Source organism: Micromonospora sp. NPDC048887, from assembly GCF_040649715.1.
Lineage (GTDB): Bacteria > Actinomycetota > Actinomycetes > Mycobacteriales > Micromonosporaceae > Micromonospora.
Window position 1 is genome coordinate 628,735 of record NZ_JBEZGA010000001.1, and the last position, 26,243, is coordinate 654,977.

Consider the following 26,243-nt stretch of genomic DNA (forward strand, 5'->3'; position numbering starts at 1 on the left):
CGCGCCGGGGCGGACGTGCCGGTCAGACCGGGGCGGCGTCCGCCGTCTCGGGTGCCGCGTGCCGGCCGCCGCCGTTGCGCCGCTCGTCACCGTGCCCCGGCCACCACGCCTTGTGGCCGATCAGCCCGGTCAGCGCCGGTACGAAGAACATCGACATGACGAACGCGGACAGCACGATCCCGATCGCCACCGCGAAGCCCATCTGCTGGAGGAACGAGATCGGCGCGAGCATCAGCACCCCGAACGTGCCGGCCAGGATCAGCCCGGCCGCGGCGACCGTCGGGCCGGCGTGTTCCACCCCGATCGCGGCGGCGCGGTTCGGTTCATGGCCCTCGCGTGCCTCCTCGCGTAGCCGGGCGATCATCAGGATGTTGTAGTCGGTGCCGATCGCCACCACGAACAGGTAGAGGATGATCGGCAACTGGAACGTGACGCCGGGATTGCCCTGGAGGCCCTGGAACACGTACACGGTCGCGCCGAGCGTGGCGGCGAAGTTGAGCAGCACCGCGATCACCAGGTAGACCGGCGCGACGAGGCTGCACAGCAGCAACGCGAGGATGAGCGCGATCAGGGCGGCGGCGACCGGAAGGATGACCGACAGGTCCCTGTTGTTCGCCGAGTTGATGTCCGCGAAGATCGCGGTGGTGCCGCCGACCAGTGCCTTTGTGCCGGGCGGAGCCGCCTCGTGCACCGCGTCCCGCAGGTCGTCGCGCACCAGCGTGATCGCCTCGTTGGACATCGGGTTCTCGTCCAGCAGCAGGTTGATCCGCGCGACGCTCGGGTCGGTGGCGCTGCGCTCCGGTGGCTGTGCCCGCCCGACGCCCGGTGCCCGCGCCGACGCGGCGGCGAAGTCGTTCACCTGCTGCTCGGTGAGCGGGGTGCCGTTGCCGGTGGTCAGGTAGACCTCGGTGGGCGCGAGCGCCCCGGCGGCGAACCCGCGCTGGAGGTCCGTGGCGGCTCGCGCCGACTCGGTGTCCTGCGGGAAGCCGGCGCCGAAGTCGTAGTCGGCCTTGTAGCCGAGCACCCCGGCGGCGAGCGCGACGAGCAGCGCGCCGGAGGCCGCGGCGACGACCGCCGGGCGGCGGCCGACGGCGGCGCCGAGCCGCCGGGACAGGGTCGCCTTCGGTACGCGCTGCCACGCCTTCGACGGCCAGAACACCCACCGGCCGAGCAGCGACACGAGCGCCGGGATCAGCGTCAGCGAGGTGACGAGCATGACGCCGACGGCGATGGCGAGCGCCGGGCCGAGCGAGCCGAAGAAGCCGAGCGAGGCGAGCAGCAGCACCAGGAACGCCACGATCACCGCACCGGCGGCGGACGTGATGACCTCGCCGACCCGCTGCACCGTGACGACCATCGCGGTGCGCTTGTCGTCACCGGCGCGTAGCCGCTCCCGGTAGCGGAACAGCAGGAACAGGATGTAGTCGGTGCCGATGCCGAACAGCACGATCAGCAGGATGGTCTGCAGGTCCTGGCTGACGTTGAGGTCGAACGCCTTGCCGGCGGCGGCGACCAGCCCGGTGGTGACGGACATGACGACGCTGATGACCACCACGGGCAACAGCGCGGCGATCGGGCTGCGGAAGATGATCAGGATCAGCCCGATGATCAAGACGATGGTGGCGATGCCGACGACGGCGAAGGCGTCGTTGAACGTGTCCTCGTTGTCCACGAAGCTCGCCACGTCGCCGGCCACCCCGGCGGTCAGGCCGCTGCCGGCCAGGTCCGGCCCGAGGGCGGTGCGCAGGTCGCGTACGGCGTCGAGCAGGCCCGGGTCGTCGGGGCTGTCGGCGTCGAGACCGACGGTGACCACCTGCACCGACCTGTCCGGCGCGACCGCCTGCGGGCCGGTCAGGTAGCCGGAGGTCTGCGGGATGTTCCGGGCCTTGAGCGCGGTGGCGAGTTGCCCCACGCGCGCCTCGTCGGCCGGGGTCAGCGGCTTGCCGTCGCCGCGCTTGACGACGACCGTGGCGGTGGCGGTGGCCGCCTGCGGGAACGACTTCGCCCCCAGCTCGGTGGCCTGCACCGACTCGTAGGAGCGCGGCAGGAAGCTCTCCTGGTCGGCGGAGGTGATGTCGCTCAGTGACGGGCTCGCGGCGATGATCGCGATCGCGGCGACGACCCAGCCACCGATCACCCACCATGCCTTGCCCACGACGAATCTGCCCAGGCGCTCGAACATCGTTTCCCCCGTGTGTTCGGCTGTGTCACGCCTGATACTACGCTGCGTGAGCGATCCCTTTCGGACGGCTCGCGGACTTTCGTCGATGATCCGGGTGGCGCAGGATCGGCTGATGAGCATGCGGATGCCCGGTCCCGGAGTGCTGAGTGCGTGGTTGGCGGCGACCATGCCGGCTCCGCTGGTCTTCTTCGAGTGGACCCACAGGTGGGAGGAGGACCAGCCGGTCTCCACCGCGCTGTGGTGGCCCGTGCTCGCGTCACCGGTACTCGCCGCCGTGCTGGCGGCCCGGCAGCCCTCGCGCCCCGGCCCGGCCGTCGGCGTGTCCACGCTGGCCGCCACCGCGCTGCTCGCCGTGTCGCTGGCGTTCTTCCGGCGGGTGGTCCCGCTGACCGGCGAGGCCCGCTGGGGGCGGGCGCTGCTCGGCGGCGCGGCGCTCGCGGTGGCCCGGTCGCTGATCGGGTACGCCGCTCGCGGCCGTCTCCGCGTCCGGGAGCGTCCGGCGGCGCGGCGCGGCTACGTGATCGGCGGGCTCGCCGTCGTGTTCGGCGCGCTGCTGGCGCAGACGGCGCGCGTCCCTCACGCCGGCGGAAGTGTCGTAGGCGGCTCGTAGCCTGGCGCGGTCATCGACGACCCCGGGAGGCGACGTGCTCGACCACCTGTCCATAGCGGTGCGCGACCTGGCGGCCAGCGGCGCCTTCTACGACGCCGTGCTCGCCCCGCTGGGCGCTCGCCGGCTGATGGAGCCCGGCCCGATCGGCTACGGCGTCGACGCGCCCGACTTCTGGGTCGAGCCCGCGCCGTCAGGTGCCACGCCGGTGCCTGTGCACATCGCGTTCACCGCCGGCGACCGTGCCACCGTGCGCGCGTTCCACGACGCGGCTGTGGCGGCCGGCGCGGAGGTGCTGCACGCGCCGAAGGAGTGGCCGGAATACCACGCCACCTACTACGGCGCGTTCGTCCGCGACCCGGACGGCAACAACGTCGAGGCGGTCTGCCACCGCCCGGAGTGAGTCGCTTGCGTCCGGGAGTCAGGATGGGCCGGTGGAGATCGAACCGGTCGAGCACGCTCCGGTACGCGCCATCCGCCGGGCCTGGCTGGCCCAGCGCTGGCACGACCTCGCCTTCCTGCACTGGGCGGTCCCGCCGGAACGGGTGGCACCGCTGCTGCCCGCCGGCACCCGGCCTGACACGTTCGACGGGCTCACCTACGTCGGGCTGATCGGGTTCCAGATGGTCGGGGTGGGTCTCGGCCGCGGCCCGGGTGTGCCCTACTTCGGCACGTTCTGGGAGACCAACGTACGGCTCTACTCGGTCGACAGCTCGGGGCGGCGGGCTGTCGTGTTCCGCTCGCTGGACGCGTCCCGGCTGGTGCCGGTGCTGGTGGCCCAGCTGAGCCTGCGCCTGCCGTACAAGTGGTCGGCGATGCGGCTGGACCGCTCCGGCGACACGCTCACCTACCGCTGCCGTCGCCGCTGGCCCGGTCCGGCCGGTGCGACGAACCGGATGACGGTACGCGTCGGCGCACCGATCCCCGAGCCGACGCCGCTGGAGCACTTCCTCACCGCCCGCTGGGGACTGCACACCCGCGCGTACAGCCGCACCCTGCACCTGCCGAACTGGCATCCACAGTGGCCGCTGCACCGCGCCGAACTGCTGCACCTGGACGACGAGCTGGTCACGGCCGGCGGCCTGCCCGCACCCGACGGACCCCCGATGAGCGTGCTCTACTCCCCCGGCGTACCAGTCGTCTTCGGCGGCCCCACCTCGGCCGGGTGACCCGCCGGCACGGGAGGCGGACCGACCGGCCGGGGAGCGGGCTCAGCGCAGCGGGTCGTGGGTGCCGTGCGGGACGTCGTGGCGGCACCGGCGGACCCGGTCGGCAGCCATCCGGCCGCCCACCGCCAGCCCGTACCGCTCCACGGCGGCGAGCCCGTACGCGCTGCACGTCGGCGTGTAGCGACAGGTGCCCGGCCAGCGGTGCGACAGCCAGCGCCGGTAACCGAGGATGGCGGCCCGGCCGGCGCGGTCCACGGCGGGCCGCCGGACGACGCCCGCCGTCACCGAGCCGAGGGTGAGCAGGGTCGAGAAGATGCCCAGGTCGCAGCAGGTCAGCGCCTCACAGTCGAACGCGTCGCAGTCACAGCCGCGGTTCTTCTTCTTGTGGTGTCGCCTCCGGAAGATCACCACGTCATGATGCGACACCCTCGCCACTGTCGATGAGGCGACCGGACCGGGTCCGGTGTGATCGGGTCGGCGGGCGGCCGGCAACCTAGCGTCGACGGCGTCACCAGGAGGGAAGAACGGGTGCTGGATCGGCTCAACGCGGCGCTGGAACACCTCGAACAGCGGCTCGACCAGCCGCTCGACGTGGCCGCGCTGGCCCGGATCGCGGGCGTGTCGGAGCACCACTTCGGCCGGCTGTTCTCGGCGCTGGCCGGGCTGCCGCTGTCGGAGTACGTGCGTCGCCGCCGGATGACGCTGGCGGGCGCCGACGTGCTCGCCGGCCGGGAGTCGTTGCTCGACGTGGCGGTCCGCTGGGGGTACGGCTCGAACGAGGCGTTCGCCCGCGCGTTCCGGGCCGTACACGGCGTCGGACCGACGCGGGCCCGGCAGGCCGGCGCGGTGCTGCGGTCCCAGCCCCGGTTGTCCTTCCGGCTCGTCGTCGAAGGGAACACCAGCATGGACTACCGGATCGTGACCAAGGACGCCTTCCGGCTCGCCGGTCTGACGGCCCGGGTGCCGCTCGTGCACGAGGGGATGAACCCGCACATCGTGGCGTTCGTCAGGGGCATCGACCCGGCCACCGTACGCCGCATCGAGGCGCTGTCCGACCAGGAGCCGCACGGGATCGTCAACGTCAGCGCCGAGTTGGCCGGCTCCCGCGCCGAGGGCACCGAGCTGGACTACTGGTACGCGGCGGTGACCGGCGCGGATGTGCCGGACAGCCTGCGCAGCCTGCCGGTCGAGGCCGGTGACTGGGCGGTGTTCTCCAGTTCCGGTGCGTTCCCGGTGGCGGTGCAGCACCTGTGGCGGGCCGTGTTCACCCAGTGGTTCCCGGCCAACCCGTACGAGGTCCGCCCGGGGCCGGAGATCTCGCGGGTCCGGGTCGCCGGGGACGGCGGTATCGCCGACGCGGAGTTGTGGATCCCGGTGCGCCGGGTCTAGGGCGTGGCCGCCGCTCGCGCCAGCGCGGCCGGCACGTCGTGCACGTGGTAGGGGTGTTCACTCGGCTCGATCGCGGCGAGGAACATCGCGTACACGGCGGCCTGCCGCAGCGGCGCGACCGGCCGGAGCAGGTCGACGGCCCGGTCCGGGTCGCTGCCGGGCACGTCGGCCCGCCACCGCCGCGCCCACGCGTCGACCAGCCGGGCGGCGGCGTCCGCGTCGACGTCCTCGGTGAGGCGCAGGATGTCGAAGGCGGGGTGGCCGACGAACGAGTCCGCCCAGTCGATCACGGTCCGGCCGCCGTCGTCGCCGCGGACGTTGCCGGGGTGCAGGTCGCCGTGCACGAGCGTGTCGGGCAGGCCGCAGTCGCCGACCTGCCGCAACCGCCGATCGAGCCCGTCGAGCAGACCGGCGGCGGCCGACACGTCGTGCCCGGCCAGCCGTTCCCGGATCCAGTCGGCCAGTGCCGCCCCGCGCAGGTCCGGCACCCCCGCCGCGACGAGTTCGCCGGCGCTGCCGCACGCCCGCAGCTGCACCAGGTGATGCCCGGCCGCGATGGCGGCCCGCTCCCCTTCCCCAGCCCCGTACCGGTCCTCCCCCGGCACGTCCGCCAGCAGCATCCGCCCCTCCCCGTCGGCGGCCAGCATCACCGGCCCATTGATCAAGGAGTTCAGGTCATCAGGGAGATCGACACCGACACCAACTCCTTGATCACCGAGGAAGGCCAGGACTGTGGCTTCGTGGTGGGCGAACGGGGGGAGCTGCTTCAGCCACGCCGGCCCCTGGGTGGTGTCCAGGCGCCAGATGGCGGAGAGGTTCCAGGTGCGCTGCTGCGCCACCGCCGTCACCCGGCGGCCGAGCCGGCTCAGCTCGCCGGTCGCCCATGCGACGCTGCGGGCCGGGCCGCCGGCGTGCGCCCACGGCTGGCGCAGCGGATGCGGCGCGAGGTCCACGGCGGCCGGTTCCAGGGGTACGGCAGGGGCGTCGGCTACCCGCGCCAGGTAGCGGACGTGGCCGCCGGGCGGCGCGGGACGGTCGGCGTCGAGCAGCCGCAGCACGGCGACCTCCAGACCGTGGCGGTGCCGGACCGTGTCGACGATCGAGTGGACCTCCTGCCACCACGGCTCCCGTACGTCGAACGGAGGCAGCGCGCCGAGCGGGCGGCCGGCGGCGTCGAGCAGGACCAGCGTGACAGTTCGGGACACGGCCGGACGGTATCCGGGCACCCCTACGGGAGGCGAGCGGATTCACCGCCAGACGGTACGGCGGAGCCCTTCGTGGCCGGCGCACACGTCGCGTTGCCCGCCGGTGCGGCTGACCGAGCCGTCGCGGCACTGCACCAGCCAGCCGCGATCCGACCAGAACCCGGGTACGCACTCGAACCAGTCGCACACCCCGGCCGCCGGACGCCGGATCCGCTGCCCGCCGCAGAAGTCGTACCCGAAGGGGTTCTGCGGGGCCCCGCAGCGGCGCTGGACCGGCGGTTGCGGCGTGCCGCGCGGCGGCGCGGGGCGGGCGCGCGACGGCTCGGGACTGGGAGTGGGCCGGACCCGGACGGCGGGCGCGACGTGCGGCGGCGGTGTCGTGCCGGTGGCCGCCGGGGTCGCGGCGGCGGCCCGCTCCGAGCCGGCCCGGGTGGGCGGGTTGGACTCGACGAGCATCGCCGGCACGATCAAGGCGAGCGCCCCGCAGACCGCCACCGTGCGCCGGCCGCCCGGCACCAGCGCGGTGATCCGGGCCTGGGCGGGAGTGAGCACGGCGGGACGTTCGGGTCGCGCGGCGGTGTGTTCCGCGATCAGCTCGTCCAGTTCGGCCACGACGGCGGCGCGCTGCTCGATCGCGTCGGCGAACGCCAGCGTGAGCGTGAACCGGAAGTCGGCCGCCGCGCCGGTGGGCAGCAGCAACCCGGAGGTACGCCGCCGGTCCAGCACCTGGATCAGGGTGACCGGTGCGCCGGGGTCGTGGGACAGGCCGGTCATCCGGCCGTACGCCCAGTCCCGCCGGCCGCGTCCGCCGAGCAGCACCAGCCGCCGGTTGGTGAGCACGGCGAGCCCGGCGTCGACCACCTTGACGCCCTCGGGGCGGCGGGGGCGCAGCACCGGCGGGTCGGGGTCGACTGTCAGCTCGGGGGCGGGCAGCACGGCGGTGTGCCGTACCTCGACCAGTTGCGCGGCCGGCAGCGTCCAGAAGACCACCTCGCCGGGGGCCAGCTCCATCGGCAGGCCGACGCCCGCCTGGGCCGAGCCGTGGAAGGACACCGCGAGGGTACGCAGGCGGCGCAGCTCGTCGTCGCGGCGTCGCCACGCCTCGTCGGCCGCGCGGAAGGCCCGCTGCCGCCGCTCGTTCTGCCGGTGCGCCCACCGGTACCGCCATGTGGAACCCGTCGAATCAGTCTTCGCCACGCCGACTCCTCCGCCGCGCGAGCACACCAACCGGGGTGTCGTTCATGTCAACGATCCGGCAGGGGTACGAAGACACGCGAAAGTCGCCAATTAGACCGATCGGCTGATTGACCTCCACAATCGGCGGAATCTCTCACGTCCTCTCACGTTCCGTGCCACCGCCTCCCCGCGCTCCCGTTCCGGAATGCGAGGGCTCGAACGCGTCCGTAACATCAGCCGCGACAACGGGGTGAACGCGGCCCCGGCGGTGAGGAGGTGCACCGGTGGGCGACCCGGCCGTCGTGGTGGGTGTGGACATCGGCACCACCAGCTCCAAGGCGGTCGCGTTCGACACCTCCGGCCGGCAACTGGCCAGTCACTCGATCGGCTACCCGCTGGAGGAGCCGAACCCGGGCTGGGCCGAACAGGATCCGGAACTCATCCACCAGGCCGTGCTGGGCGTGATCCGCGCGGTCGTCGACGAGCTGACCGTTCCGGTGGCCGGGCTGTCGTTCAGCACCGCCATGCACAGCCTGATCGGGCTGGACGCCGACGGCACCCCGCTCACCCCGTCGATCACCTGGGCCGACTCCCGGGCCAGCGCGCAGGCCGAGCGGCTGCGTGCCGTGCCGTCCGGGCTCGCCCTGCACCGGCGCACCGGCACCCCGGTGCACCCGATGGCGCCGCTGCCCAAGCTGGTCTGGTTCGCCGAGCGGGAACCGAAGCTGCACGAGCGGGTCGCGCACTGGGTCGGCATCAAGGAGCTCGTGCTGCGGCGGCTCACCGGCGCGCTCGTCACCGACCACTCGGTCGCCTCGGCCACCGGGCTGATGGACATCCACCGGCTGGTCTGGGACGCCGAGGCGCTGCGCCTCGCCGGCATCACCGAGGAGCGGCTTCCCCGGCTCGTACCCACCACGCACGTGCTAGCCGGGCTCACCGCCGAGGCGGCGCGGGCCACCGGGCTGCCGGCGAACACCCCGCTGGTGGTGGGCGCCGGGGACGGGCCGCTGGCGAACCTCGGGCTCGGCGCGGTACGGCCCGGCGTCGTGGCCTGCTCGATCGGCACCAGCGGCGCGATGCGGGTGATGGTGGAACACCCGGGCGTGGACCCGCTCGGCGGCGTGTTCTGCTACGCGCTCACCGAGGACCGCTGGGTGGTCGGCGGCGCCATAAACAACGGCGGGATCGTCCTCCAGTGGGCGAACGACGCGCTCGCGCCGGAGCTGGGCGAGCACGCCGAGGAGGAACTGCTCGACCTGGCCGCCCAGGCGCCGGTCGGTTCCGGCGGGCTGATCATGCTGCCGTACCTGCTGAGCGAGCGGGCGCCGCACTGGAACGCGCTGCCCCGCGGCGCGTACGCCGGGCTGACCCACGGCCACGGCCGGCCGCACCTGGTCCGGGCCGCCCTGGAGGGCGTCTGCCAGCAGCTCGCCCTGGTCCTCGCCTCGGTCCGGGCGGCCGGCAACGAGGTACGCGAGATCCGCGCCAGCGGCGGCTTCGCCCGCAGTCCACTGTGGCGGCAGATCCTCGCCGACGCGCTGGGCATGCCGGTGCGGTTCCCCGCCGGGCACGAGGGATCCGGTTTCGGGGCCGCGCTGCTGGGCATGCAGGCACTCGGGCTGATCTCCTCGATCGAGGTCGCCGCCGATCTGGTCCGGATCGAGGAGACGGTCCACCCGGACCCGTCCTCCGCCGCCACCTACGCCGCCCTGCTCCCCCTCTTCTCCGAGCTGTACGACGCGCTCGTGCCCACGTTCACGTCCCTGCGGCGGATGGCGCCCAGCCTGCCGCCGGAACCGCCACCCACAGCACCTCCCCGCTGACCGGCCGAAGGGCGTGACAGCCGTGGTCACACTGCCCGACGTCGTCGTCAAGCGACGGGTCAGGGAGCCTCGACGCCGGAGATGCGGAACTTGTGCACCTCGGCGCCGAGGATCTCCGTCACCTGCTCGGCCTCCGGGCCGGAGCCCCGGAACGCCAGCAACTGCTCGTCGGACTCCCACCGCTCGTAGACGTTGATCCGGCCCGGCTCGACCAGGTCCGCGCTGACCGCGAAGTCCACACAGCCGGGCGCGGCGCGGGCCGCGCGGACGGCGGCCTCGCAGGACGCCAGGTAGGCGTCCCGCCGGGCCGGATCGACGTAGAGGGTGCCGGCGACGATGAGCATGCCGGCCATCCTGCCACCCGCTCCCGGTCAGGACCGGGTGATCGCGTTGGCGTGGATCGCCTCGTTCAGGTACGCGGCCATCCCGGGCCGCAGCGTCTCGAAGTACGCGGTGAACCGCGGGTCCGCCACGTACATGTCCGCCAGGCCGGTGTGGATCTCGTACGAGCAGTCGTACCACCACTTGGTGATGAGCTGCCGGTGCTCCTCGGCCAGCGACATCGCCTCCGGACCGTCGGCCGGCGCACCCGAGTCCATGAGCGCGGCGAACCGCCGCCCCCAGTCCTCGTTCTCCGCCTTGTTGCGCAGCCAGTCCTCCTTCGAGTAGCGGCCCGCGCGCTCCTGCGACTGCCGGTACGCCTCGGTGCCGCCCCAGCGCTGCTCGGTCTCCTCGGCGTGCTCGTCCGGGTCGAAGTACCCGAACACCTCGAACCGCTCCTCCGGCGTCAACTGGATCCCCAACGTCCTCGCCTCCATCGCGTGTTCGATCGCCGCGACCATCTCCTGGAGCTTCCCGATCCGCCCGGACAGCAGCTCGTGCTGCCGGCGCAGGTGCGCCACCGGGTCGGCGTCCGGATCGTCCAGGATCTCGGCGATCTCCTCCAGCGGGAACCCCAGCTCACGGTAGTAGCGGATGAGCTGCAACCGGTCCAGGTCCGCCTCGTCGTAGCGGCGGTAGCCCGCCGGCGTGCGCCCGCTGGGCCGCAGCAGCCCGATCTCGTCGTAGTGGTGCAGCGTCCGGACCGTCACCCGGGCCGCCCGCGCCACCTGTCCCACCGTGTACGCCATGGTTCCCTCCCTTCCGCGACCGAGACTCCCGCCTCCCGCGACGTGAGGGTCAAGCCGGACAGCACGACGCCCCCGACCAGGATGGCCGGGGGCGTCGTCGGTGCGGGTCAGTTGGTGACCTTCTCCTTCTCCGGAGCGGCGAAGGTCGCGCTGGCCGGAGTCCGGAAGGCGTGCACCAGGCCGGCGACCGAGAGCAGGAACAGCAGGCCCGCGCCGAGGTACAGGGCCAGGGCGCCCTGCTCGGCCTTGCGGCCGAACTCGCTGAAGCCGTACGAGGTGAGCAGCAGGCCGCGCAGCGTCTCGCCCTTGAACACGGTCTCCCGCTGGGCGCTCACCTCGGCGAGCTGCTTCTGGAGGTCGGCCAGGTTGGCGGCGTTGCTCTGCTCGGCCTGGGCCACCTGCGCCCGCAGCGCGCTCTGCGGCTCGCCCAGGTCGGCGTAGGTCTTGCCACCGGCCATGTTCTTCAGGTGCAGGCCGATGTACTCGTTGGCGTAGCACTCGGCCTGCTTGCCGGTGGTCATCTTCTGGCCGGCGTACTCGCGCAGGCAGTCCACCTTCTTCTCCTCGTCGGTCAGCTTGTCCGCCGGGGTGAAGGTGATGTGCTGCGCGCCGAGCTGGTCGCGTACGTAGTCGTTGGCGAAGTTGGCGTTCGTCGTCAGGACGACGCCGACGACGAGCAGCAGGACCGCGAGGCCCAGCCCACCGATGCTGAACAGCAGGTCGAGCGTCCGTCGCTTCATATCTGACTCCCGTGTGGAGGATAATGTTCGTTTGGTTAACGAAGACCATACTGGCTGCTGGAGAGCAGCGAGAGCAGGGTCGAATCCCCTGTCCCGTCCGGGACCTTCGGCCCCCGCCCGGGCGGGCCGGTCAGCGGTCCGCGCCCGCCCCGGACAACGCGGGAAGCAGGTCCGGCAGGGCGGCCGGGCGGCCGTACCGCCAGCCCTGACCCTGCCGGCAGCCGATCGCGGTGACGGCCGCGTGCTGCGCGACCGTCTCCACGCCCTCGGCGACCACGGCCAGGTCGAACGCGCCGGCCAGCCGGTTCACCATCTCGACGGTGGCGTACGCGCGGGCGTCACCGGCGTCCAGCCGGGACACGAACGACCTGTCGATCTTCAGCTCGGTGGCCGGGATGCGGTGCAGGTAGCTCAGCGAGGAGTACCCGGTGCCGAAGTCGTCGATGGCGATGCGGATGCCCAGGTCACGGAGCTGGGACAGCCGGTCCAGCACCGAATCGCTGCCCTCGATCAGCGCCGACTCGGTCAGTTCCAGGGTGAGCGCGCGGGGCGGCAGGCCGGCCGCGCCGACCGCGCCGGTGACGGTGGCGATCAGGTCCGGCCGGCACAGGTGGGCGGCGGCGATGTTCACCGCGACCGTCACGTCCGGCGCGTGCTCCCGCCAGGTGGCCGCGGCCCGGCACGCCTCGTGGATGACCCACCTGTCGATGGCCACGATCAGCCCGGTCTCCTCCGCCAGCGGCAGGAACCGCGCCGGGGTCAGCACACCCAGCCGGGGATGCCGCCAGCGCACCAGCGCCTCGGCGCTGCGTACCGTGCCGGTGTCCAGGTCGACGATGGGCTGGAACTCCATCAGCAACTGACCCTCGTCCACCGCGCGGCGCAGGTCGGCGATCAGTTCGGCCCGGCTGACCGCCGACTCGCGCAGCTCCGGCGTGCACGTGCGGTACACGGCCTTGCCGGCCGCCTTCGCCGCGTACATGGCGATGTCGGCGTCACGGAGCAGGTCGGTGTGCGAGGTGTGCTGCGGCCCGTACTCGGCGATGCCGATGCTCGCCGACGGGTGGACGCCGAGATCCTCCTCGCCGGGTAACGGTTCCAGGGCGGCGAGCAGCCGCACCGCGAGCCCTTCGGGCGACACCGGGCGTTCCCCGGCCACGAGCACCGCGAACTCGTCGCCGCCGAGCCGGGCGATCATCCCGTCCGGGCCGACCGCGTCCCGCATGCGCTCCGCGGTGGCGGTCAGCAGCCGGTCCCCGGCGGCGTGCCCGAACCTGTCGTTCACCTGCTTGAAGCCGTCCAGGTCGAGCAGCACCACGGCGACCGGCCCGCCCGCGCGCAGCGCGCGCCGCAGCCGCCGGACGAACGTCAGCCGGTTGGGCAGACCGGTGAGCTGGTCGGAGTACGCGAGCCGGCGCAGCCGGCCCACCAGCCGCAGGTTCTCGTTCGCGGCCAGGCCCTGACGCAGCGCCAGCACCCCGAGCAGGCCCATCATGCCGACGAAGACCACCTGCGGGGTCTGCCCGCTGGGCTGCCGCGACAGCAGGACCGCGACGATCGCACCGCCCACCGGCAGGTACGGCAGCGCGACCCGCCACCACGGCGGCAGCGGCGAGTCGACCAGATCGTCCTCACCGTCGCCGTCGTCCGGGGGCGGGTAGCGGGTGGCCAGGCCGACGAGCAGGTAGCTCAGCGGCCAGCAGACGTCGACCGGGTGACCCGGCGTGTAGTCGCCGCGTGCGACCAGCGAGACGTAGACGGCGTCCGCGCCGGACCGGATCGCCAGGCCCGCCCCGATCACGGTGAGCGCCCGCCACATCGGCCGGCCCGGCCCGGCGACCGCCACCAGGATGGTGAGCTGCATCAGGTCGAACATCGGGTAGAGCAACCCGAACGTCCGCATGGGATCGGCCAGCTCGGCGTCGGTGATCCGGTGGAACACCACCACCCAGCCGATCGGGATCAGGGCCAGCCCGACGATCACCCCGTCGAGCACGGTGCGGGCCCGGCCGATCACACTGCGCGGGCCGGTGCGGGAGCAGAGCAGCGCGGCGGTGCCGGTGACGATGCCGGCGGCGAACAAGCCCGCCACCAGCGGTGTGTGGGGCAGGCCGAGCCCGCCGAGCCGTTCCGTCGTCCACACCGCACGGCCGAGCGCGGCGAGGGCCATGGTGGCGGCGAGCAGTTCCCAGAACCGGCGCAACACGGCCGGCTGTCGTCGCGCCGCACGGGCGCAGAGCACCGCCGCCCAGCTCGACACCGCCATCGCGCCGAGGTCGCTCACCAGCGCCGCGCCGGGCAGCCGGGCGGCCAGCCAGGCCATCTCGCCGAGTACGACGACAGCGGCCGCGACGAGTCCGACACGGCCGACGAGCGGATGACGGGCCGGCGCCGCGGCGGCGAGGCTCACGTCGTGCTGGAATACAACGATGCGCTCCGGCTCTCTTCCAGACGTGCACCCTCGGGCGACGAGGACCGGACGACGGACGGCGCAAGCCTAGCCAGCGCCGGGGACGGCCGCCAGGGTCCGTCGATGTCGGTCACCGGACGGCGGCGGCCCGGGTGAGGGCGGCGCCGGCCTGAGCCGCGCGGGTCAGGACCAGTCCTCCGCCGGGGCCGGGTCCTGCGGCGCGGTGGCCGTGCCGGGCGGCCCGCCGTGCGTCCACGGTGTCTCCTCCGGCGCGGGGAACGCGCCACCGGGCAGGAAACCGTCGGACAGGCTGGTCAGGCAGATCCGCTCGCCCACCTCGGGCACGGTGCCGGGCGGCGCGGTCAGTCCCCGGCCCATCCCGCCGGACAGTTCGAGCACCACCTCGGTCTTGCCGTCGCCGCCGGGCGTCACGAACACGATCTTCGCCTTCTGCCCCGGGCGGGACGGGGAGTACAGCGTCGCGCCCACCGGCATCGGCACCGGCTCGGTGGTGACCACCTGGATGCGCGGGCGCAGCACCGGCCGCCTGCCGGAGTCGTCCACCCGCGCCGGGTCGGCGAGCGTCACCTCGCCGACGAACGCCTCCCCGGTCAGCCGGTGCTCGGCCATCACCAGCGGATCGTCGTAGGCGCGCTGCACCGCCCAGGCGGTCGACGCCCGTTCCAGCCGCTGCAACCGCAGCGCCGCCGCCACCGCGCCGTCGCGGCGCGGCTGCGGGCCGCCCCCGGTGTCGACGTGCTCGGCGTGCGCGGTGAACGCGTCCCGGTCACCGGCCCACCGGCCGGTCACCCGCGCGCCGGCCGGCAGCGTCCGCAGCAGCCCGACGCCGCGCCACATCAGCTCCCAGGTGGGCGCCAGCTGGTCGCGCAGCAGGCCGGTGAGCTCGTCGTACGCGGCCGAGCGCGCAACCGGGTCGTCCTCGGCCCGGGTGTACGCCTCGATCGCCGGGGCCAGTCTGCGGTTGTCGAAGTCCGGGTCGGTGGCCGGCCCGGCGGGCGGGCAGCGGGCCGGGTCCTCGGCGCGGGCCGCCGCCTCGGCGCCGGTCAGCCCGGCCGGCGGGTCGAGCCAGCCCAGCACCGCCGGCAGGTGCAGGTCCTCCACCACGCTCTGCCCGGTCGCCCAGTGCAGCGTCAGCGCGTCGGTGAGCGCCAGCAGCGCCGACGAGCCGGGCTGCTCGGCGCGCTCGGCGAAGAACGTCAGCCAGCGCCCGAGCAGCGGCACCGACTGGTGCACCGGATAGTCGCCGTCGGTACGGCGGAACCGGGTGGAACGGCCGAACAGCCGCAGGAACGTGATCCCGGCCGGGTTCGGCACCAGCAGTTGCGGCGCGTCGGCATACCGGTGGCGGACGTCGCGGCCCCGGTCGACCGGAACCGCCTCGGTCAGGTCGCGGAACTCGTCCAGGTAGGGCAGCACGATCGCGGCCAGTTCGGCGGCGAAGGCGAACCGCTGGTCCCGGTTGCGCGGCTGCGGCACCACAAGCAGCCGGGCCTCGTCGGGCGCGGCGCCGACCATCGCCGCGAGCGGGGCGTTCGCCTCACCGGCGAGCGCGAGCGGCACCAGCACCAGCGGCCGGTCGGACAGGTGCAGGTGTCGGACGGTGGCGACCGGCTGGGCCCGCCCGGTGGCGACCGCCTGCGCCCGGGCGAGCGCGCGCAGCGTACTCACGCGGGGTTTCCGGCGAGTGCGTCGGCGCGCAGGCGCGCGGCGGCCCGCAGCAGCGCGGCGGCCTCCGCCTGCTCCGGCTCGGGCGCGGCCGAGCCCTCGGCGAGCGCCAGCACGTCGGCGACCTCCTCGACGCCGCCGAGCGCCTCGCGGACCGGCCGGCCCAGCGCGCCGGTCTGCCCGCGCGCCTCGTGCCGGCAGAAGTACGCCAGCTCGCAGGCGGCCAGGCAGTCAGGCGCGTAACGCGCGGGCACCTGGTGCAGCGCGGCGGCGAGCATGGCCGGATCGGCCGCCGGGTCCACTGTGAACCCCGCCGGTACGGCGGCGAGCAGATCCTCGACCCGGGCCATCCGGGCCAGTTGGCGGCGCAGCACCAGCAGTTGCCGCCGGACGTCGAGCAGGCTGGCCACCGGCTGGTTGGCGAAGTCGCGCGGGCAGACCAGCACCACCTCGTGCGACACCAGCTCCGGGTCGTGTCCCTCGGCGGCGAGCAGTTCGCGCAGCGCCAGCACGTAGACGGCGGACTGGATCGCGGCGGCGGCGACCTTGCCCGGGTCGGCCTGCCCGTCGATCACCGGGAACGACTTGATCTCCACGACGTGGAACCGGCCACCGAGCCGGGCGGCGACCAGGTCCGGTTCCAGGTGCACCCGGGTCCCGGCCACGTCCAGTCCGAGCAGCGGATGGTCGAACAGCGCCGGGCCGTTTCCGCCGGCGGTCAGCGCCGCCCGGGAGCGTTCCGGCCGGTCGTCGTCGGCACCGAGGTCGGTCCAGGTCGCCTCGGCCGGGACCGGTACGCCGAGGCGCTCCGCGACCAGGCGCAGCAACAGTGCGCCACCGTCGGCCTTCACCTGCGCCTCGAAGGCGTTGCCCCGGGTGATAGCGAAGCGCGACTGCCCGAACCGGGCCGGGAAGCCGAGCCGCTCGGCGAGCGCCGGCTTGTCCGCGCCGGCGCTGTCCAGCACCGCGCGGCGGGTGCAGCCGGGGTTGCCGGTCAGCGCGGCGATGGTGCGGGCGTTGTGCCGCCGGGGCGGCCCACCACCCCTGATCCGTGCCAGCCGATCTTCCACCCGATGAAGTGTAAGGAAGGGCCCCTTGTTAACGCCTCCGGTAGAGGACGGGCCCCTTGTTAACACCCCGGGCCCGGTCGGTCAGCGGCCGGCGGAGCGGTTCCAGGGCGAGCGGGGCGACTGCGCGCCCGCGACCGGACGGCGCCGTCGGCGGTGCCGGCGGCCGGGCGTGCAGGGCGGACGGGCGGCGGTGTGCACCGGCACGGCGGGTGGGGTGACCGGCTGCCGGCCGATCAGCCAGCAGAGAAAGCGGGTCACTGTCAGCCGACCGGGAGGCGCTGGGCCTCGGCGCGCGAGATGTCGTACTGGGCGCCGCAGAATGTGCACTGCTGCGCGTACCGGGTGCGCAGCGGGATCAGCGGGACGAAGAAGAGGCTGAACTTGGTGATCCGGCGGGTGATCACCTGGGCGGCCTGGTTGCCGCAGTTGCGGCAGACCTCGGTGACGACGCCGGACCGGACGACCTTGGTGCGCAGCCCGAAGATGAAGAACATCGCCCGGCATTACCCACCCGAGGTCCGTGTTAAAAGGGGCCCCCTCCTCTACCGGAGGCGTTAAGAGGGGGCCCTTCCTTACAGCCAGATCGGGTGCCAGTCGGGCACCTCGTGGAAGCGGCGCAGCTCGGCCCACCCGGCCACGTTGCCGCACCAGGCCGCGTACGGCGGGTTGCCCTCGTCGAAGCCGGACTGCACGAACGTCAGTTTCGTCTTGCCGTCGGACTCCGCCAGCTCCCAGGAGGTCACGCCGACCGGCCCCCAGTCGATGGACAGCGCCCGCCCCGGCGTCACGTCGAACACCTTCGCGGCCTCACCGGCGTCGAGGCCGCCCATCGCGTACCGGCCGCCCTCCCAGGGCTCGACGCCGATCGGGTAGCCGAACCAGGCGGTGACCTGTTCCGAGTCGGTGAGCGAGGTCCACACCTTGTCCATCGGCGCGTCGATGACCGTCTCGCCGCGCAGGTCGGCGGAGGTGAAGTCGGTACGCGGCAGCAGCGGCCGGCCGTCCAGGTGATCGTTGAGGTGGGCGATCGCCAGGTACCAGTACGTCTGGAGCACCCCCCGGATGCTGCTGCCGCTCATCGCCTCCGCGTAGTCGAAGTGGCTCTGCCGCAGCGTGAGTATCGTGCCGTCGCCGTCGGGCTCCACCTCGAACTCGGTGGTGGTCTCCACCCCGTCGAGCGTCCACGCGAAGCGCAGCGTCCGGTCGTCGACGTGCAGCAGCCGCTGGTGTGGCGCGTCGCCGTCGGGCGTGTAGCGGCCCCAGAACTCGTACCGCCGGGGCAGCTCGACCTCGACGTGCTCGGCCAGCCAGACGCGCAGCTCGGCGGGGTCGGTCAGGGCCCGGCGGACGGTCGCCACCGGGGCGGCGAGGCGGGCGCGGATGGTCATCGGCTCAGTCATGCGTGTCGCCTTTCGGGTAGCAGGCCACGGCGAGCTTGAAGGCGTCTCCCTCGGCGCCGCCATAGCGCGTGCACAGGTCTCGCAGCGTCGTCCGCAGGTCGTGCAGGAACTCCTGCCGCCGCTCGGCGGGCACCCGGATCTCGCCGGAGACGCCGATGGACGGCAGCTCGGGGGCGGCGCGGTCCAGCGCGGCGATGTCGGCCTGGACCTCCTCCATGAGGTCGAGCAGGTAGCCCAGGCTCAGCTCGTCGCGGGCCCGGCGGGTGCCGCCGATGCGGCCGACCAGGCGGGGCGAGAGCCAGTACGACCGGGCTGCGGCCTGGTAGATGCCCTCGGTGATGCCGCGCACCTGCCGCTGCGCCACCTGCTCGGCCAGCCCGGCCGCGACGAGCTGCTTGACGTGGTAGTAGACGCGCTGCGGCGTCTGCTCCAACCGGCTCGCGACCTCTGTGCAGGTGCGGGGTTCGGCCAGTTGCCGCAGCACTTCGATGCGCTGCGGCTTGAGCAGGACCTCGGCCTGCTCGCGCTGTTCCAGGTAAAGGACGTCTCTCATGGCAAAATCAGCTTGTACGTACAAAACTTCTTTGTCAATGACTTCCACGAAAGGCCGCGCGGTCCGCGCGGCCTTTCGTCGGTACGTCGCGTCAGGGCGTCCAGTCCGGACGCAGCGGGTACCCGTTCACCCCCTCGGGGCCGTTGTGCGTGGCGAGCACGTGGTGCAGCTGGATGCCGTTGCGTTCGAACGCCAGCCGCGAGCCGGCCATGTAGAGCCCCCACACCTTCGCGGTGCCCGGCCCGACCTCGCCGACGCAGAAGTCCCAGTGCTCGACCAGGTTGCGGCACCAGCCGGCCAGCGTCAGCGCGTAGTGCTGCCGCAGGTTCTCCTCGTGGTGCACCTCGAACCCGGCGTCGTGGATCTCGCTGATGAGCCGGCCCGGCCCGGCCAGTTCGCCGTCCGGGAAGACGTACCTGTCGATGAACGCGCCGGAGCGGTGCGGCGCCCGGTTGTCGGCCCGGGTGATGCAGTGGTTGAGCAGCCGCCCGCCGGGCTTGAGCCGGGAACGCAGCGCGCCGAAGTAGGCCGGGTAGTTGCGCACGCCGATGTGCTCGGTCAGCCCGATCGAGGAGATCGCGTCGAACTGCTCGCGCGGCGCGTCCCGGTAGTCCAGGTGGCGCACCTCGGCCAGCTCGCTCAGCCCTTCCCGCTCGATGGCGGCCCGCGCCCAGTCGGCCTGCGCCTTCGACAGCGTCACGCCGAGCGCCTTGACGCCGTACTCCCGGGCCGCGTGCCGGACCATGCCGCCCCAGCCGCAGCCGACGTCCAGCAGCCGCATCCCCGGCTTGAGCGCCAGCTTGCCGACGACCAGGTCGTACTTGTTCCGCTGCGCCTCCTCAAGGGTGTCGCCGGGGCTGCGGTACACCGCGCAGGTGTACGTCATGGACGGCCCGAGCACCTTCTCGTAGAAGGCGTTCGACACGTCGTAGTGGTGCGAGATCACGCTGCTGTCCCGGGTACGCGAGTGGCGCAGTCCGGTCATCAGCCGCCGCCAGCGCGGTGCCGCCTCCTGCGGCGGGGGCGGCGGCGGACGCAGCCGCTCCCAGCCCAGCCCCCGGACCAGCGCGAGCGCCTCGGCCACCGCCGGGACGCGCAGCGGCACCTCGTCCTTGATCATCCGCAGCGCCTCGTACGGGTCGCCCGGGTGCACCCCCTCCAACCCCAGGTCGCCGCTGACGTAGGCGCGGGCCATGCCCAGGTCGCCCGGCGCGGTGAGCAGGTAGGACAGGCCCCGCTCGGTGCGGATCGCCAGGGTGATCCCGGCGTCGGCCGGGCCCACCGCGCTGCCGTCGTAGCCGGTGACCCGGATGGGCAGGTCGCCGGTGGTGACCGCGCGGACGACCTCCGCGACAGTGGGTCCGGTACGCCGCCCGCCCGCCGGCGGGCCGGCCGGGGCGCTCGCCGCCCCCGGTGTTCGGTCGGTCAGACTCATGCTCGGGATACCGCCTTCTCGTACAGTCCGGTGAGTCGGTGGTCCGGGTCGTAACGGTCCTTCACGGCACGCCAGGTGTCCCCGCCGTAGAGCCGGTCGAACTCGCCCCGGTCGTAGTACGCGTCGGAGTAGAGCGACTTGTGGCCGCCGACCTCCGACACCATGCGCTCGATCTGGCGGTTGACGTCGCCGTCGGCGGTGCCCGCCGCGATGGGCACGCTTCCCCAGAAGCCGATGTTCACATACGTTTCGCCCGGTTGGAGCGGATATAGCGGCCACGCCTTCGCCGACCCGGGACCGGACGGCTCGCGCAGCCGCAACGGGCACAGCCACACCGGCGTCATGCCCACGTTCGCCGCGAACCAGCGCAGGAACTCGGGCGTGCGGTCCAGCGGGACCTCCACGTCCTGCACCACCCGCTCGCGCGCCGGGCGGCCCCGCCACCTGTCGACCCGGGCGGCCACCTGGTGCCGGTGCTCCAACCGGACGATCCGGTGGTAGACGTCGCTGCGCCGGTAGCGCCGCGGCCACAGCCGCCGCACCACCGGGTGCTGCACCCCGAACGCCGCCGAGCACCAGAACCAGTCGGTGTCCCAGCGCCAGAGATAGTCGTACGCGGACAGCGTGTCCCGGGTGCGCCGGCGCAGCGAGCGGTAGTAGATCTCCTGGCCGGTGTAGTCGGACGGCGGACCCTCGGCCTCGTCGGTGAACGCGCCCAGCACCAGGTAGGCCTCGCCGGGGCTGAACACCACCCCGTCCATGGCGTCGACCGGCTCACCGCCCCAGGCCCCCTTGGCGACCACCTCGCCGACCGCGTCGACCAGCTCCTCCAGCCGGGTGAACCGGATGTTGCGCAACGACACGTGCCGTCGGACCGGTTGCAGCTCGATGCGCAGCCGGGTGGCGTAGCCGAGGCTGCCCAGCGAGTTGGGGAAGGCGCGGTGCAGGTCGGCGTGCTCGCCCCGGGGTCGGGTCGTGACGATCTCCCCCGCGCCGGTGAGCACGTCCATCTCCAGCACCGACTCGTGCGGCAGGCCGTTGCGGAAGGACGTCGACTCGATGCCCAGGCCGGTCACCGCGCCGCCCAGCGTGATGGTGCGCAGCTGCGGCACGACAAGCGGCATCAGGCCGTGCGGGAGCGTCGCGTCGACCAGATCCTCGTACGTGCACATGCCCTGCACGTCGGCGGTGCGGGCCGCCGGGTCCACGGCGAGCACACCGGTCAGGCCGCTCACGTCCAGCCCCGGCGCACGCGGCGCGGAGCGGGGCCGGAACAGGTTCGAGGTCTGCTTGGCCAGCCGTACGGGTTCCCCGGCGGGCACCGCGGCGTAGGAGCGTCGCAGCGTGTCCACCGCCCGTTCATGATCACGGACAGCGTGCATGAGATCACCTTACGCGCGGGTACGACAAATTCGTGGGACGTCCACGGTGGCCATTCGGCGACTCGCCGACGACGCGCGCGTTAGCGTGGCCGCCATGGCGAATCCCGCGCTGACCGCTCTCGACCATGCCGGCCTGCCGTACCGGGTGATCCGCCACGGTCCGGTGGCGAGCCTCGCCGAGGCGGCCGCGGCGCGCGGCGTCGAGGTGCCCGACGTGGTCAAGACGATTGTGGTCCGCCGCGGCGAGGGTGACCTGCTGTTCGTGCTCACCCCCGGCGGCCGGGTGATCTCCTGGCCGAAGCTGCGCGCCCTGCTCGGGGTGAGCCGGCTGTCGATGCCCGACGCCGCCGCGGCGAAGGACGCCACCGGCTACGCGCGCGGCACCATCACGCCGTTCGGCTCCACCACCGCCTGGCCGGTGGTCGCCGACGAGCGGCTGCGCGGCCGGGAGGTCACGCTCGGCGCGGGCGAGCACGGCCTGGCCGTCGCGCTCGACGCGGACGCCGCGCTGGCCGCGCTCGGCGCGACCGTCGCCGACGTGACAGACGAGGAGCCCACGCGCGCAGCGGTGGCCGGTGCGCGGCGACCGGCATAGCGTGGAGGACATGCCGAAAGCCGTCTGGAACGACCTCGTCGTCGCCGAGAGCGACGACACGGTGCTGGTCGAGGGCAACCACTACTTCCCCCGTACCGCGCTGCGCGAGGATCTGATCCGAGAGTCCGACACCCACACGGTCTGCCCGTGGAAGGGCACGGCCTCCTACTACACGCTGGAACACGGCGGCGCCACCAGCCCGGACGCCGTCTGGTACTACCCCGATCCCAAGCCGGAGGCGGAGATGGTCCGCGACCGGGTGGCGTTCTGGAAGGACGTCCGGGTCGTCGACTGAGTCACCGTGCCGCCGGGCGACTGGCACCCGGCGGCCCCGGTGGGTCACTATGCCCCCATGGCCGACCCGCACTCCGACCCGTCCGGCACCGTCTACGGTGCCCGCCGCGCCCGTGGTGTCCGAGGCGTCCGGCTGCCCCAGGACCCGCTGATGCGGGTCGCGCTGGGCGTCGGCGTGGCGGGCGTACTCCTCGGGGCCTTCTTCGCCACCGGCGTGCTCGGCGGCGGTGGCGAGCGGCCGGTGGTGCCGGCGGCTGCGGTGCCCACAGCGGAGCCGAGCGAGCCGGGCGCGGAACCGACGGCGGAGCCCGCCCCGACCTCGGCGTCGCCCTCGCCGAGCGCGGCGCCGACCACACCGGCCGCACCAGTCGCCACGCCGAAGGTGCTGCGGGGCGTGCCGTCCGGGCGCTGCCTCGGCGTGACAGGTGACGAGGCCGAGGGCGCCCAGGCCGCGCTCGCCGACTGCACCGGCGGTCCGGAGCAGCAGTGGGTGGTCACGCCGGTCACGAACGACACCTACCTGCTCGTCAACGCGGCGAGCAGCAAGTGCCTGGACGTCAACGAGGCCAGCACCGACGACGGCGCCGACATCCAGCAGTGGTCCTGCAACGGGCAGGCCAACCAGCAGTGGCGGTTCCAGCCGGCCGGGAACGGCGCGGCGCTGCTGGTCGCGGTGCACAGCGGCAAGTGCGCGCAGGTCGACGACGCGGGCACCGAGGCCGGGCGCGAGCTGGAGCAGGCGCCGTGCGGCGGCGCCGCCGAGCAGCAGTGGGCGGCCGGCTGACGGTCAGCCCCGGTAGCTCCAGGCCCGCCGGGCCGGCACCGGCAGCGCGAACGCGGGCTCCCCGGCGGCACGGCGGCGCAGCAGCAGCGACAGCCCGGCCGCGCCGATCGACAGCGCACCCGCCACGTACCAGGCCGGCGCGTAGTCGCCGAGCCGGTCCCGGACCAGACCCGCGCCGGTGGCCGCGAACGCGGCGCCGAACTGGTGCGCGGCGAACACCCAGCCGAACACCACGGCCCCGGACGCGCCGAACCACTCCCGGCACAACGCAACCGTCGGCGGCACTGTGGCCACCCAGTCCAGCCCGTAGAAGACGATGAAGACCAGCATGCTCGGCCGGGCCGAGCCGGCGAACAGGCTCGGCAGCACCAGCAGCGACGCCCCGCGCAACGCGTAGTAGGCGCCGAGCAGCAGCCGGGCGTCGACCCGGTCGGTGAGCCAGCCGGAGGCGATCGAGCCGGCGATGTCGAAGAGCCCCACCACGGCGAGCAGCCCGGCGGCTGTGGTCTCCGGCATGCCGTGGTCGTGCGCGGCCGGCACGAAGTGCGTACCGACAAGGCCGTTCGTGGTCGCCCCACAGATCGCGAAACCGCCGGCGAGCAGCCAGAACGCCCGGGTCCGCGCGGCGGCGGCGAGCGCGCCGACCGCCCGCGCCGCCGCGCCGCCCTCCGGCCGGGCCGGCGGCACGACCTCGGTCGCGCCGTAGGCGGGCCGCCCCAGGTCCGCCGGATGCTCCCGCAACAACCACACCACAAGGGGTACGACCGCCAGCGCTGCTCCGGCCACGACGAGTGCCGCCGTGCGCCAGCCGTGGTCGCGCACGAGCACCGCCAGCAGCGGGAGGAAGACGAGCTGCCCGGCCGCGCCGCCAGCGGTGAGCACGCCGGTCACCAGGCCCCGGCGCCTGACGAACCAGCGCCCGGTCACCGTCGCCACGAACGCCAGCGCCATCGAGCCGGTGCCGAGCCCGACGAGCACGCCCCAGCAGAGCAGGAGCTGCCAGCTCTCGGTCATCCCCACGGTCAAGCCGCTGCCGGCGGCCACCAGCAACAGTGCGCCGGCCACCACCCGGCGGATGCCGAACCGGTCCATCAGCGCGGCGGCGAACGGCGCGGTGAGGCCGTACAGCAGCAGGTTGACCGAGACGGCGGCGGAGATGGTCGCCAGCGGCCAGCCGAACTCGGCGTGCAGCGGGTGCAACAACACGCCGGGCGTGGCGCGGAAACCGGCCGCGCCGACGAGCGCCACGAAGGCGACGGCGGCGACGAGCCAGGCCGGATGCGGGCGGGATCGGGTCACCAGCCGAGTCTCCGGCCGGGCGGTTGCGGGGGACGAGTGGCCGGAAAGACATCATGCGCAATAATCGGGCCATGTCTGTACCGCACCGGATCGCCGTCCTCGCCCTCGACGGCGTGGTGGCGCTCGACCTCGGCACCCCGGCCCAGGTCTTCGGCGCCGGCCGTACCGACGACGGCAGCCCGCTCTACGCGGCGGCCACCTGCACCCCGGGCGGGCTGCCGGTACGCAGCAGCGCCGGCTTCCAGGTCCTCCCCGACCACGGCCTGGAGCTGCTGGAGCGCGCCGGCACCGTGATCGTCCCCGGCATCCACGGCGGCCCGCCGATGCACGACGGGATCGTCTCCGCCGAGGTGGCAGACGCGCTGCGGGCCGCGCACGACCGGGGCGCGCGCGTCATGTCCATCTGCACCGGCGCGTTCGTGCTCGCCGCCGCCGGCCTGCTCGACGGCCGCCCCGCCACCACGCACTGGGCGTACGCGTCGCGCTTCCGCCGCCTGCACCCCGGCGTACGGCTCAACCCCGACGTGCTCTTCGTCGACGACGGTCGCGTGCTCACCTCGGCCGGCGTGGCCGCCGGCATCGACCTGTGCCTGCACGTCGTACGGACCGACCACGGCAGCGCGGTGGCCAACCGGGCGGCCCGGCGCTGCGTGGTGCCGCCGTGGCGTGACGGCGGGCAGGCCCAGTACATCGAACGGCCGGTGCCACGCGGCGCGGACCACGGCACCGCCGCCACCCGCGAGTGGGCGCGGCAGCGGCTGCACGAGCCGGTGGCGCTGCGCGAGATGGCGGCGCACGCGCGGATGAGCGTCCGTACGTTCACCAGGCACTTCCGTTCCGAGACGGGGCTCAGCCCGGCGCAGTGGCTGCTCCAGCAACGCACCGAACACGCCCGGCTGCTGCTGGAGACGACTGATCTGAGCGTCGACCGGATCGCCCGGGACGCGGGCTTCGGCACCACCGCCGCACTGCGCCAGCACCTCCACGCCCGGGTCGGCGTGTCCCCCACCGCCTACCGCCGCACGTTCCGCCCGTCTCCCGCCCCGCCCACACCCCCGCCAGCTTCCGTCGATCTTGGAGTTGTGGCACCTGGAAGGCCTGGCATGTCGGAGTTGTCCACTGCCACACCTGCATGATCGGCGGTCTGCCGGCCTGATCCTCAGGCAAGGTGGGGCTGGCGGCGCAGGGCGCGGAGCTGGGTGAGATGCAGCGGCAGGTGCACGCGGATGTGCAGATCCAGCGCTCTGCCCCAGGGCAGCGAGTCGTCCACGTCCAGGTCGAAACCCTCGCGCAAAACCGTGTCCACAGGCGTCTCCGCCGCCGGGCCGAGCCGTTCGGCCAACGCGCACAGCTTCTGGCTCGTGGCCCGGAACAGCGCGGCCACGCCGTCCAGCCCGCCGCACTCGGAGACCAGCGCGTCCAGTTGCGGCCGGTGGATGGTGTCGAGGTCGTAGTAGGCGAACGGCGAACCGGCCAGCACCGCCTCGGTCGCCTCGCTCATCAGCTCGTCGTTGGCGGCCAGGTGAGCCACGATCTGCTCCGCGCTCAGATCCCCCTCCGGCGGAGGCCCGAACCCGCCCGCGTCGATCTCCGCGAACAACGCGTCGTACGCCTGCCGCAGCGCCGGGGCGTCCACCTCGTCCATGCCCCGCATCCAACCCTCGTCGGCACCGCGGGCACCCCGGCTACCGTGGCCGGTTCACCCGGACGCGTGAAGGCCGGCACCCCGTTCGGGGTGCCGGCCTTACTCGCTTACTTGTTCCAGTGCTCGGCGACCAGGTCGGCGGCCTGCTGCTCCCACTGGGCGTAGTGGTCCGGGTAGGCCGACACCTGGACGGTCTGGGCGGCCTTGGTCAGCGGCATGTCGCGCCAGCCGTCGACCTGCTTGAGACCCTTCAGGAACGCGGTCGT

26 protein-coding genes are annotated in these 26,243 nt (G+C 73.5%); 9 read left to right on the forward strand and 17 right to left on the reverse strand.

The genetic code is table 11. The features are described from left to right. Positions 1-22: 22 nt before the first annotated feature. Entirely contained in the window at positions 23-2,182 is a 2,160-nt protein-coding gene (locus tag AB0C17_RS03005; protein ID WP_357476385.1) for an MMPL family transporter, read from the reverse strand. A 112-nt stretch (positions 2,183-2,294) separates the two neighbouring features. Between AB0C17_RS03005 and AB0C17_RS03010 the strand changes: the two genes are divergently transcribed. The 3 genes from AB0C17_RS03010 to AB0C17_RS03020 are packed head-to-tail and all read left to right on the forward strand — an operon-like array spanning position 2,295 to position 3,958. Then, the gene (locus AB0C17_RS03010; RefSeq protein ID WP_357476387.1) at positions 2,295-2,792 is read left to right on the forward strand and encodes a hypothetical protein; all 498 of its coding nucleotides are present in this window, start codon (positions 2,295-2,297) and stop codon (positions 2,790-2,792) included. A gap of 34 nt (positions 2,793-2,826) precedes the next feature. Continuing rightward, positions 2,827-3,192, forward strand: coding sequence for a VOC family protein (locus tag AB0C17_RS03015; RefSeq protein ID WP_357386094.1), 366 nt, complete (start codon positions 2,827-2,829; stop codon positions 3,190-3,192). A 31-nt stretch (positions 3,193-3,223) separates the two neighbouring features. Further along, positions 3,224-3,958: a DUF2071 domain-containing protein gene (locus tag AB0C17_RS03020; RefSeq protein WP_357476389.1), complete on the forward strand. Its 735-nt coding sequence runs from the start codon at positions 3,224-3,226 to the stop codon at positions 3,956-3,958. A gap of 42 nt (positions 3,959-4,000) precedes the next feature. Here AB0C17_RS03020 and yidD read toward each other — a convergent pair whose 3' ends face one another. Further along, positions 4,001-4,384 carry a membrane protein insertion efficiency factor YidD gene (gene yidD, locus AB0C17_RS03025; RefSeq protein WP_357386098.1) on the reverse strand — a complete coding sequence of 128 codons (384 nt, stop codon included), beginning with the start codon at positions 4,382-4,384 and terminating at the stop codon, positions 4,001-4,003. A 102-nt stretch (positions 4,385-4,486) separates the two neighbouring features. Between yidD and AB0C17_RS03030 the strand changes: the two genes are divergently transcribed. Further along, positions 4,487-5,347 (forward strand): AraC family transcriptional regulator, encoded by an 861-nt coding sequence (locus AB0C17_RS03030; RefSeq protein WP_357476391.1) that lies wholly within the window; start codon positions 4,487-4,489, stop codon positions 5,345-5,347. On the opposite strand, the gene AB0C17_RS03035 is transcribed toward AB0C17_RS03030, so the two are convergent. Together AB0C17_RS03035 and AB0C17_RS03040 are read right to left on the reverse strand one after the other, a co-directional pair. Then, complete coding sequence (locus AB0C17_RS03035) at positions 5,344-6,552, reverse strand: aminoglycoside phosphotransferase family protein (protein ID WP_357476393.1); 1,209 nt, start codon at positions 6,550-6,552, stop codon at positions 5,344-5,346. The genes AB0C17_RS03030 and AB0C17_RS03035 overlap by 4 nt on opposite strands. Positions 6,553-6,594: 42 nt before the next feature. Continuing rightward, entirely contained in the window at positions 6,595-7,749 is a 1,155-nt protein-coding gene (locus tag AB0C17_RS03040) for a hypothetical protein (RefSeq protein WP_357386104.1), read from the reverse strand. A gap of 263 nt (positions 7,750-8,012) precedes the next feature. Here AB0C17_RS03040 and AB0C17_RS03045 point away from each other — a divergent pair, with 263 nt between their 5' ends. After that, complete coding sequence (locus AB0C17_RS03045) at positions 8,013-9,554, forward strand: gluconokinase (RefSeq protein ID WP_357476396.1); 1,542 nt, start codon at positions 8,013-8,015, stop codon at positions 9,552-9,554. Between the two features lie 59 nt (positions 9,555-9,613). Here the strand turns inward: AB0C17_RS03045 and AB0C17_RS03050 are convergent, their stop codons facing one another. From AB0C17_RS03050 to AB0C17_RS03100, 11 genes are all read right to left on the reverse strand, one after another. Beyond that, positions 9,614-9,898, reverse strand: coding sequence for an antibiotic biosynthesis monooxygenase family protein (locus AB0C17_RS03050; RefSeq protein ID WP_091418876.1), 285 nt, complete (start codon positions 9,896-9,898; stop codon positions 9,614-9,616). Between the two features lie 27 nt (positions 9,899-9,925). Continuing rightward, positions 9,926-10,684: a MerR family transcriptional regulator gene (locus tag AB0C17_RS03055; RefSeq protein WP_357476398.1), complete on the reverse strand. Its 759-nt coding sequence runs from the start codon at positions 10,682-10,684 to the stop codon at positions 9,926-9,928. Between the two features lie 107 nt (positions 10,685-10,791). After that, positions 10,792-11,424, reverse strand: coding sequence for a hypothetical protein (locus AB0C17_RS03060; RefSeq protein ID WP_357386110.1), 633 nt, complete (start codon positions 11,422-11,424; stop codon positions 10,792-10,794). A gap of 130 nt (positions 11,425-11,554) precedes the next feature. Further along, positions 11,555-13,747, reverse strand: a complete 2,193-nt coding sequence (locus AB0C17_RS03065; RefSeq protein ID WP_357476418.1) for an EAL domain-containing protein — start codon at positions 13,745-13,747, stop codon at positions 11,555-11,557. Between the two features lie 270 nt (positions 13,748-14,017). After that, complete coding sequence (locus tag AB0C17_RS03070; RefSeq protein ID WP_357386112.1) at positions 14,018-15,523, reverse strand: hypothetical protein; 1,506 nt, start codon at positions 15,521-15,523, stop codon at positions 14,018-14,020. Further along, positions 15,520-16,590, reverse strand: coding sequence for a hypothetical protein (locus AB0C17_RS03075; RefSeq protein WP_357386114.1), 1,071 nt, complete (start codon positions 16,588-16,590; stop codon positions 15,520-15,522). Before AB0C17_RS03075 ends, AB0C17_RS03070 begins: the two co-directional genes overlap by 4 nt. 260 nt (positions 16,591-16,850) lie before the next feature. Then, positions 16,851-17,084, reverse strand: coding sequence for a zinc-ribbon domain-containing protein (locus AB0C17_RS03080; RefSeq protein WP_357476400.1), 234 nt, complete (start codon positions 17,082-17,084; stop codon positions 16,851-16,853). A gap of 78 nt (positions 17,085-17,162) precedes the next feature. After that, a complete protein-coding gene (locus tag AB0C17_RS03085; RefSeq protein WP_357476402.1) occupies positions 17,163-17,990 on the reverse strand; it encodes an SRPBCC family protein in 828 nt (275 codons plus the stop codon). Further along, positions 17,983-18,543, reverse strand: a complete 561-nt coding sequence (locus AB0C17_RS03090) for a helix-turn-helix domain-containing protein (protein ID WP_357466765.1) — start codon at positions 18,541-18,543, stop codon at positions 17,983-17,985. Before AB0C17_RS03090 ends, AB0C17_RS03085 begins: the two co-directional genes overlap by 8 nt. Before the next feature lie 91 nt (positions 18,544-18,634). After that, the gene (locus AB0C17_RS03095; RefSeq protein ID WP_357466761.1) at positions 18,635-19,978 is read right to left on the reverse strand and encodes a class I SAM-dependent methyltransferase; all 1,344 of its coding nucleotides are present in this window, start codon (positions 19,976-19,978) and stop codon (positions 18,635-18,637) included. Continuing rightward, the gene (locus AB0C17_RS03100; protein ID WP_357476404.1) at positions 19,975-21,360 is read right to left on the reverse strand and encodes an FAD-binding oxidoreductase; all 1,386 of its coding nucleotides are present in this window, start codon (positions 21,358-21,360) and stop codon (positions 19,975-19,977) included. The genes AB0C17_RS03095 and AB0C17_RS03100 overlap by 4 nt, the downstream gene beginning before the upstream one ends. A gap of 94 nt (positions 21,361-21,454) precedes the next feature. Here AB0C17_RS03100 and AB0C17_RS03105 point away from each other — a divergent pair, with 94 nt between their 5' ends. Genes AB0C17_RS03105 through AB0C17_RS03115 form a run of 3 tightly spaced genes read left to right on the forward strand, consistent with a single transcriptional unit; the run spans position 21,455 to position 23,033 of the window. After that, positions 21,455-21,955, forward strand: coding sequence for a YbaK/EbsC family protein (locus AB0C17_RS03105; protein WP_357386125.1), 501 nt, complete (start codon positions 21,455-21,457; stop codon positions 21,953-21,955). Between the two features lie 10 nt (positions 21,956-21,965). Continuing rightward, positions 21,966-22,250 carry a DUF427 domain-containing protein gene (locus AB0C17_RS03110; protein WP_354865186.1) on the forward strand — a complete coding sequence of 95 codons (285 nt, stop codon included), beginning with the start codon at positions 21,966-21,968 and terminating at the stop codon, positions 22,248-22,250. Between the two features lie 57 nt (positions 22,251-22,307). Then, positions 22,308-23,033, forward strand: a complete 726-nt coding sequence (locus AB0C17_RS03115) for an RICIN domain-containing protein (RefSeq protein WP_357386127.1) — start codon at positions 22,308-22,310, stop codon at positions 23,031-23,033. Between the two features lie 3 nt (positions 23,034-23,036). On the opposite strand, the gene AB0C17_RS03120 is transcribed toward AB0C17_RS03115, so the two are convergent. After that, positions 23,037-24,332 (reverse strand): MFS transporter, encoded by a 1,296-nt coding sequence (locus AB0C17_RS03120; protein ID WP_357466753.1) that lies wholly within the window; start codon positions 24,330-24,332, stop codon positions 23,037-23,039. Between the two features lie 53 nt (positions 24,333-24,385). On the opposite strand from AB0C17_RS03120, the gene AB0C17_RS03125 reads away from it, so the two are divergent. Continuing rightward, entirely contained in the window at positions 24,386-25,468 is a 1,083-nt protein-coding gene (locus tag AB0C17_RS03125) for a helix-turn-helix domain-containing protein (RefSeq protein ID WP_357386131.1), read from the forward strand. A gap of 23 nt (positions 25,469-25,491) precedes the next feature. On the opposite strand, the gene AB0C17_RS03130 is transcribed toward AB0C17_RS03125, so the two are convergent. Next, positions 25,492-25,968, reverse strand: coding sequence for a hypothetical protein (locus tag AB0C17_RS03130; RefSeq protein ID WP_357386143.1), 477 nt, complete (start codon positions 25,966-25,968; stop codon positions 25,492-25,494). Positions 25,969-26,243: the final 275 nt, after the last annotated feature.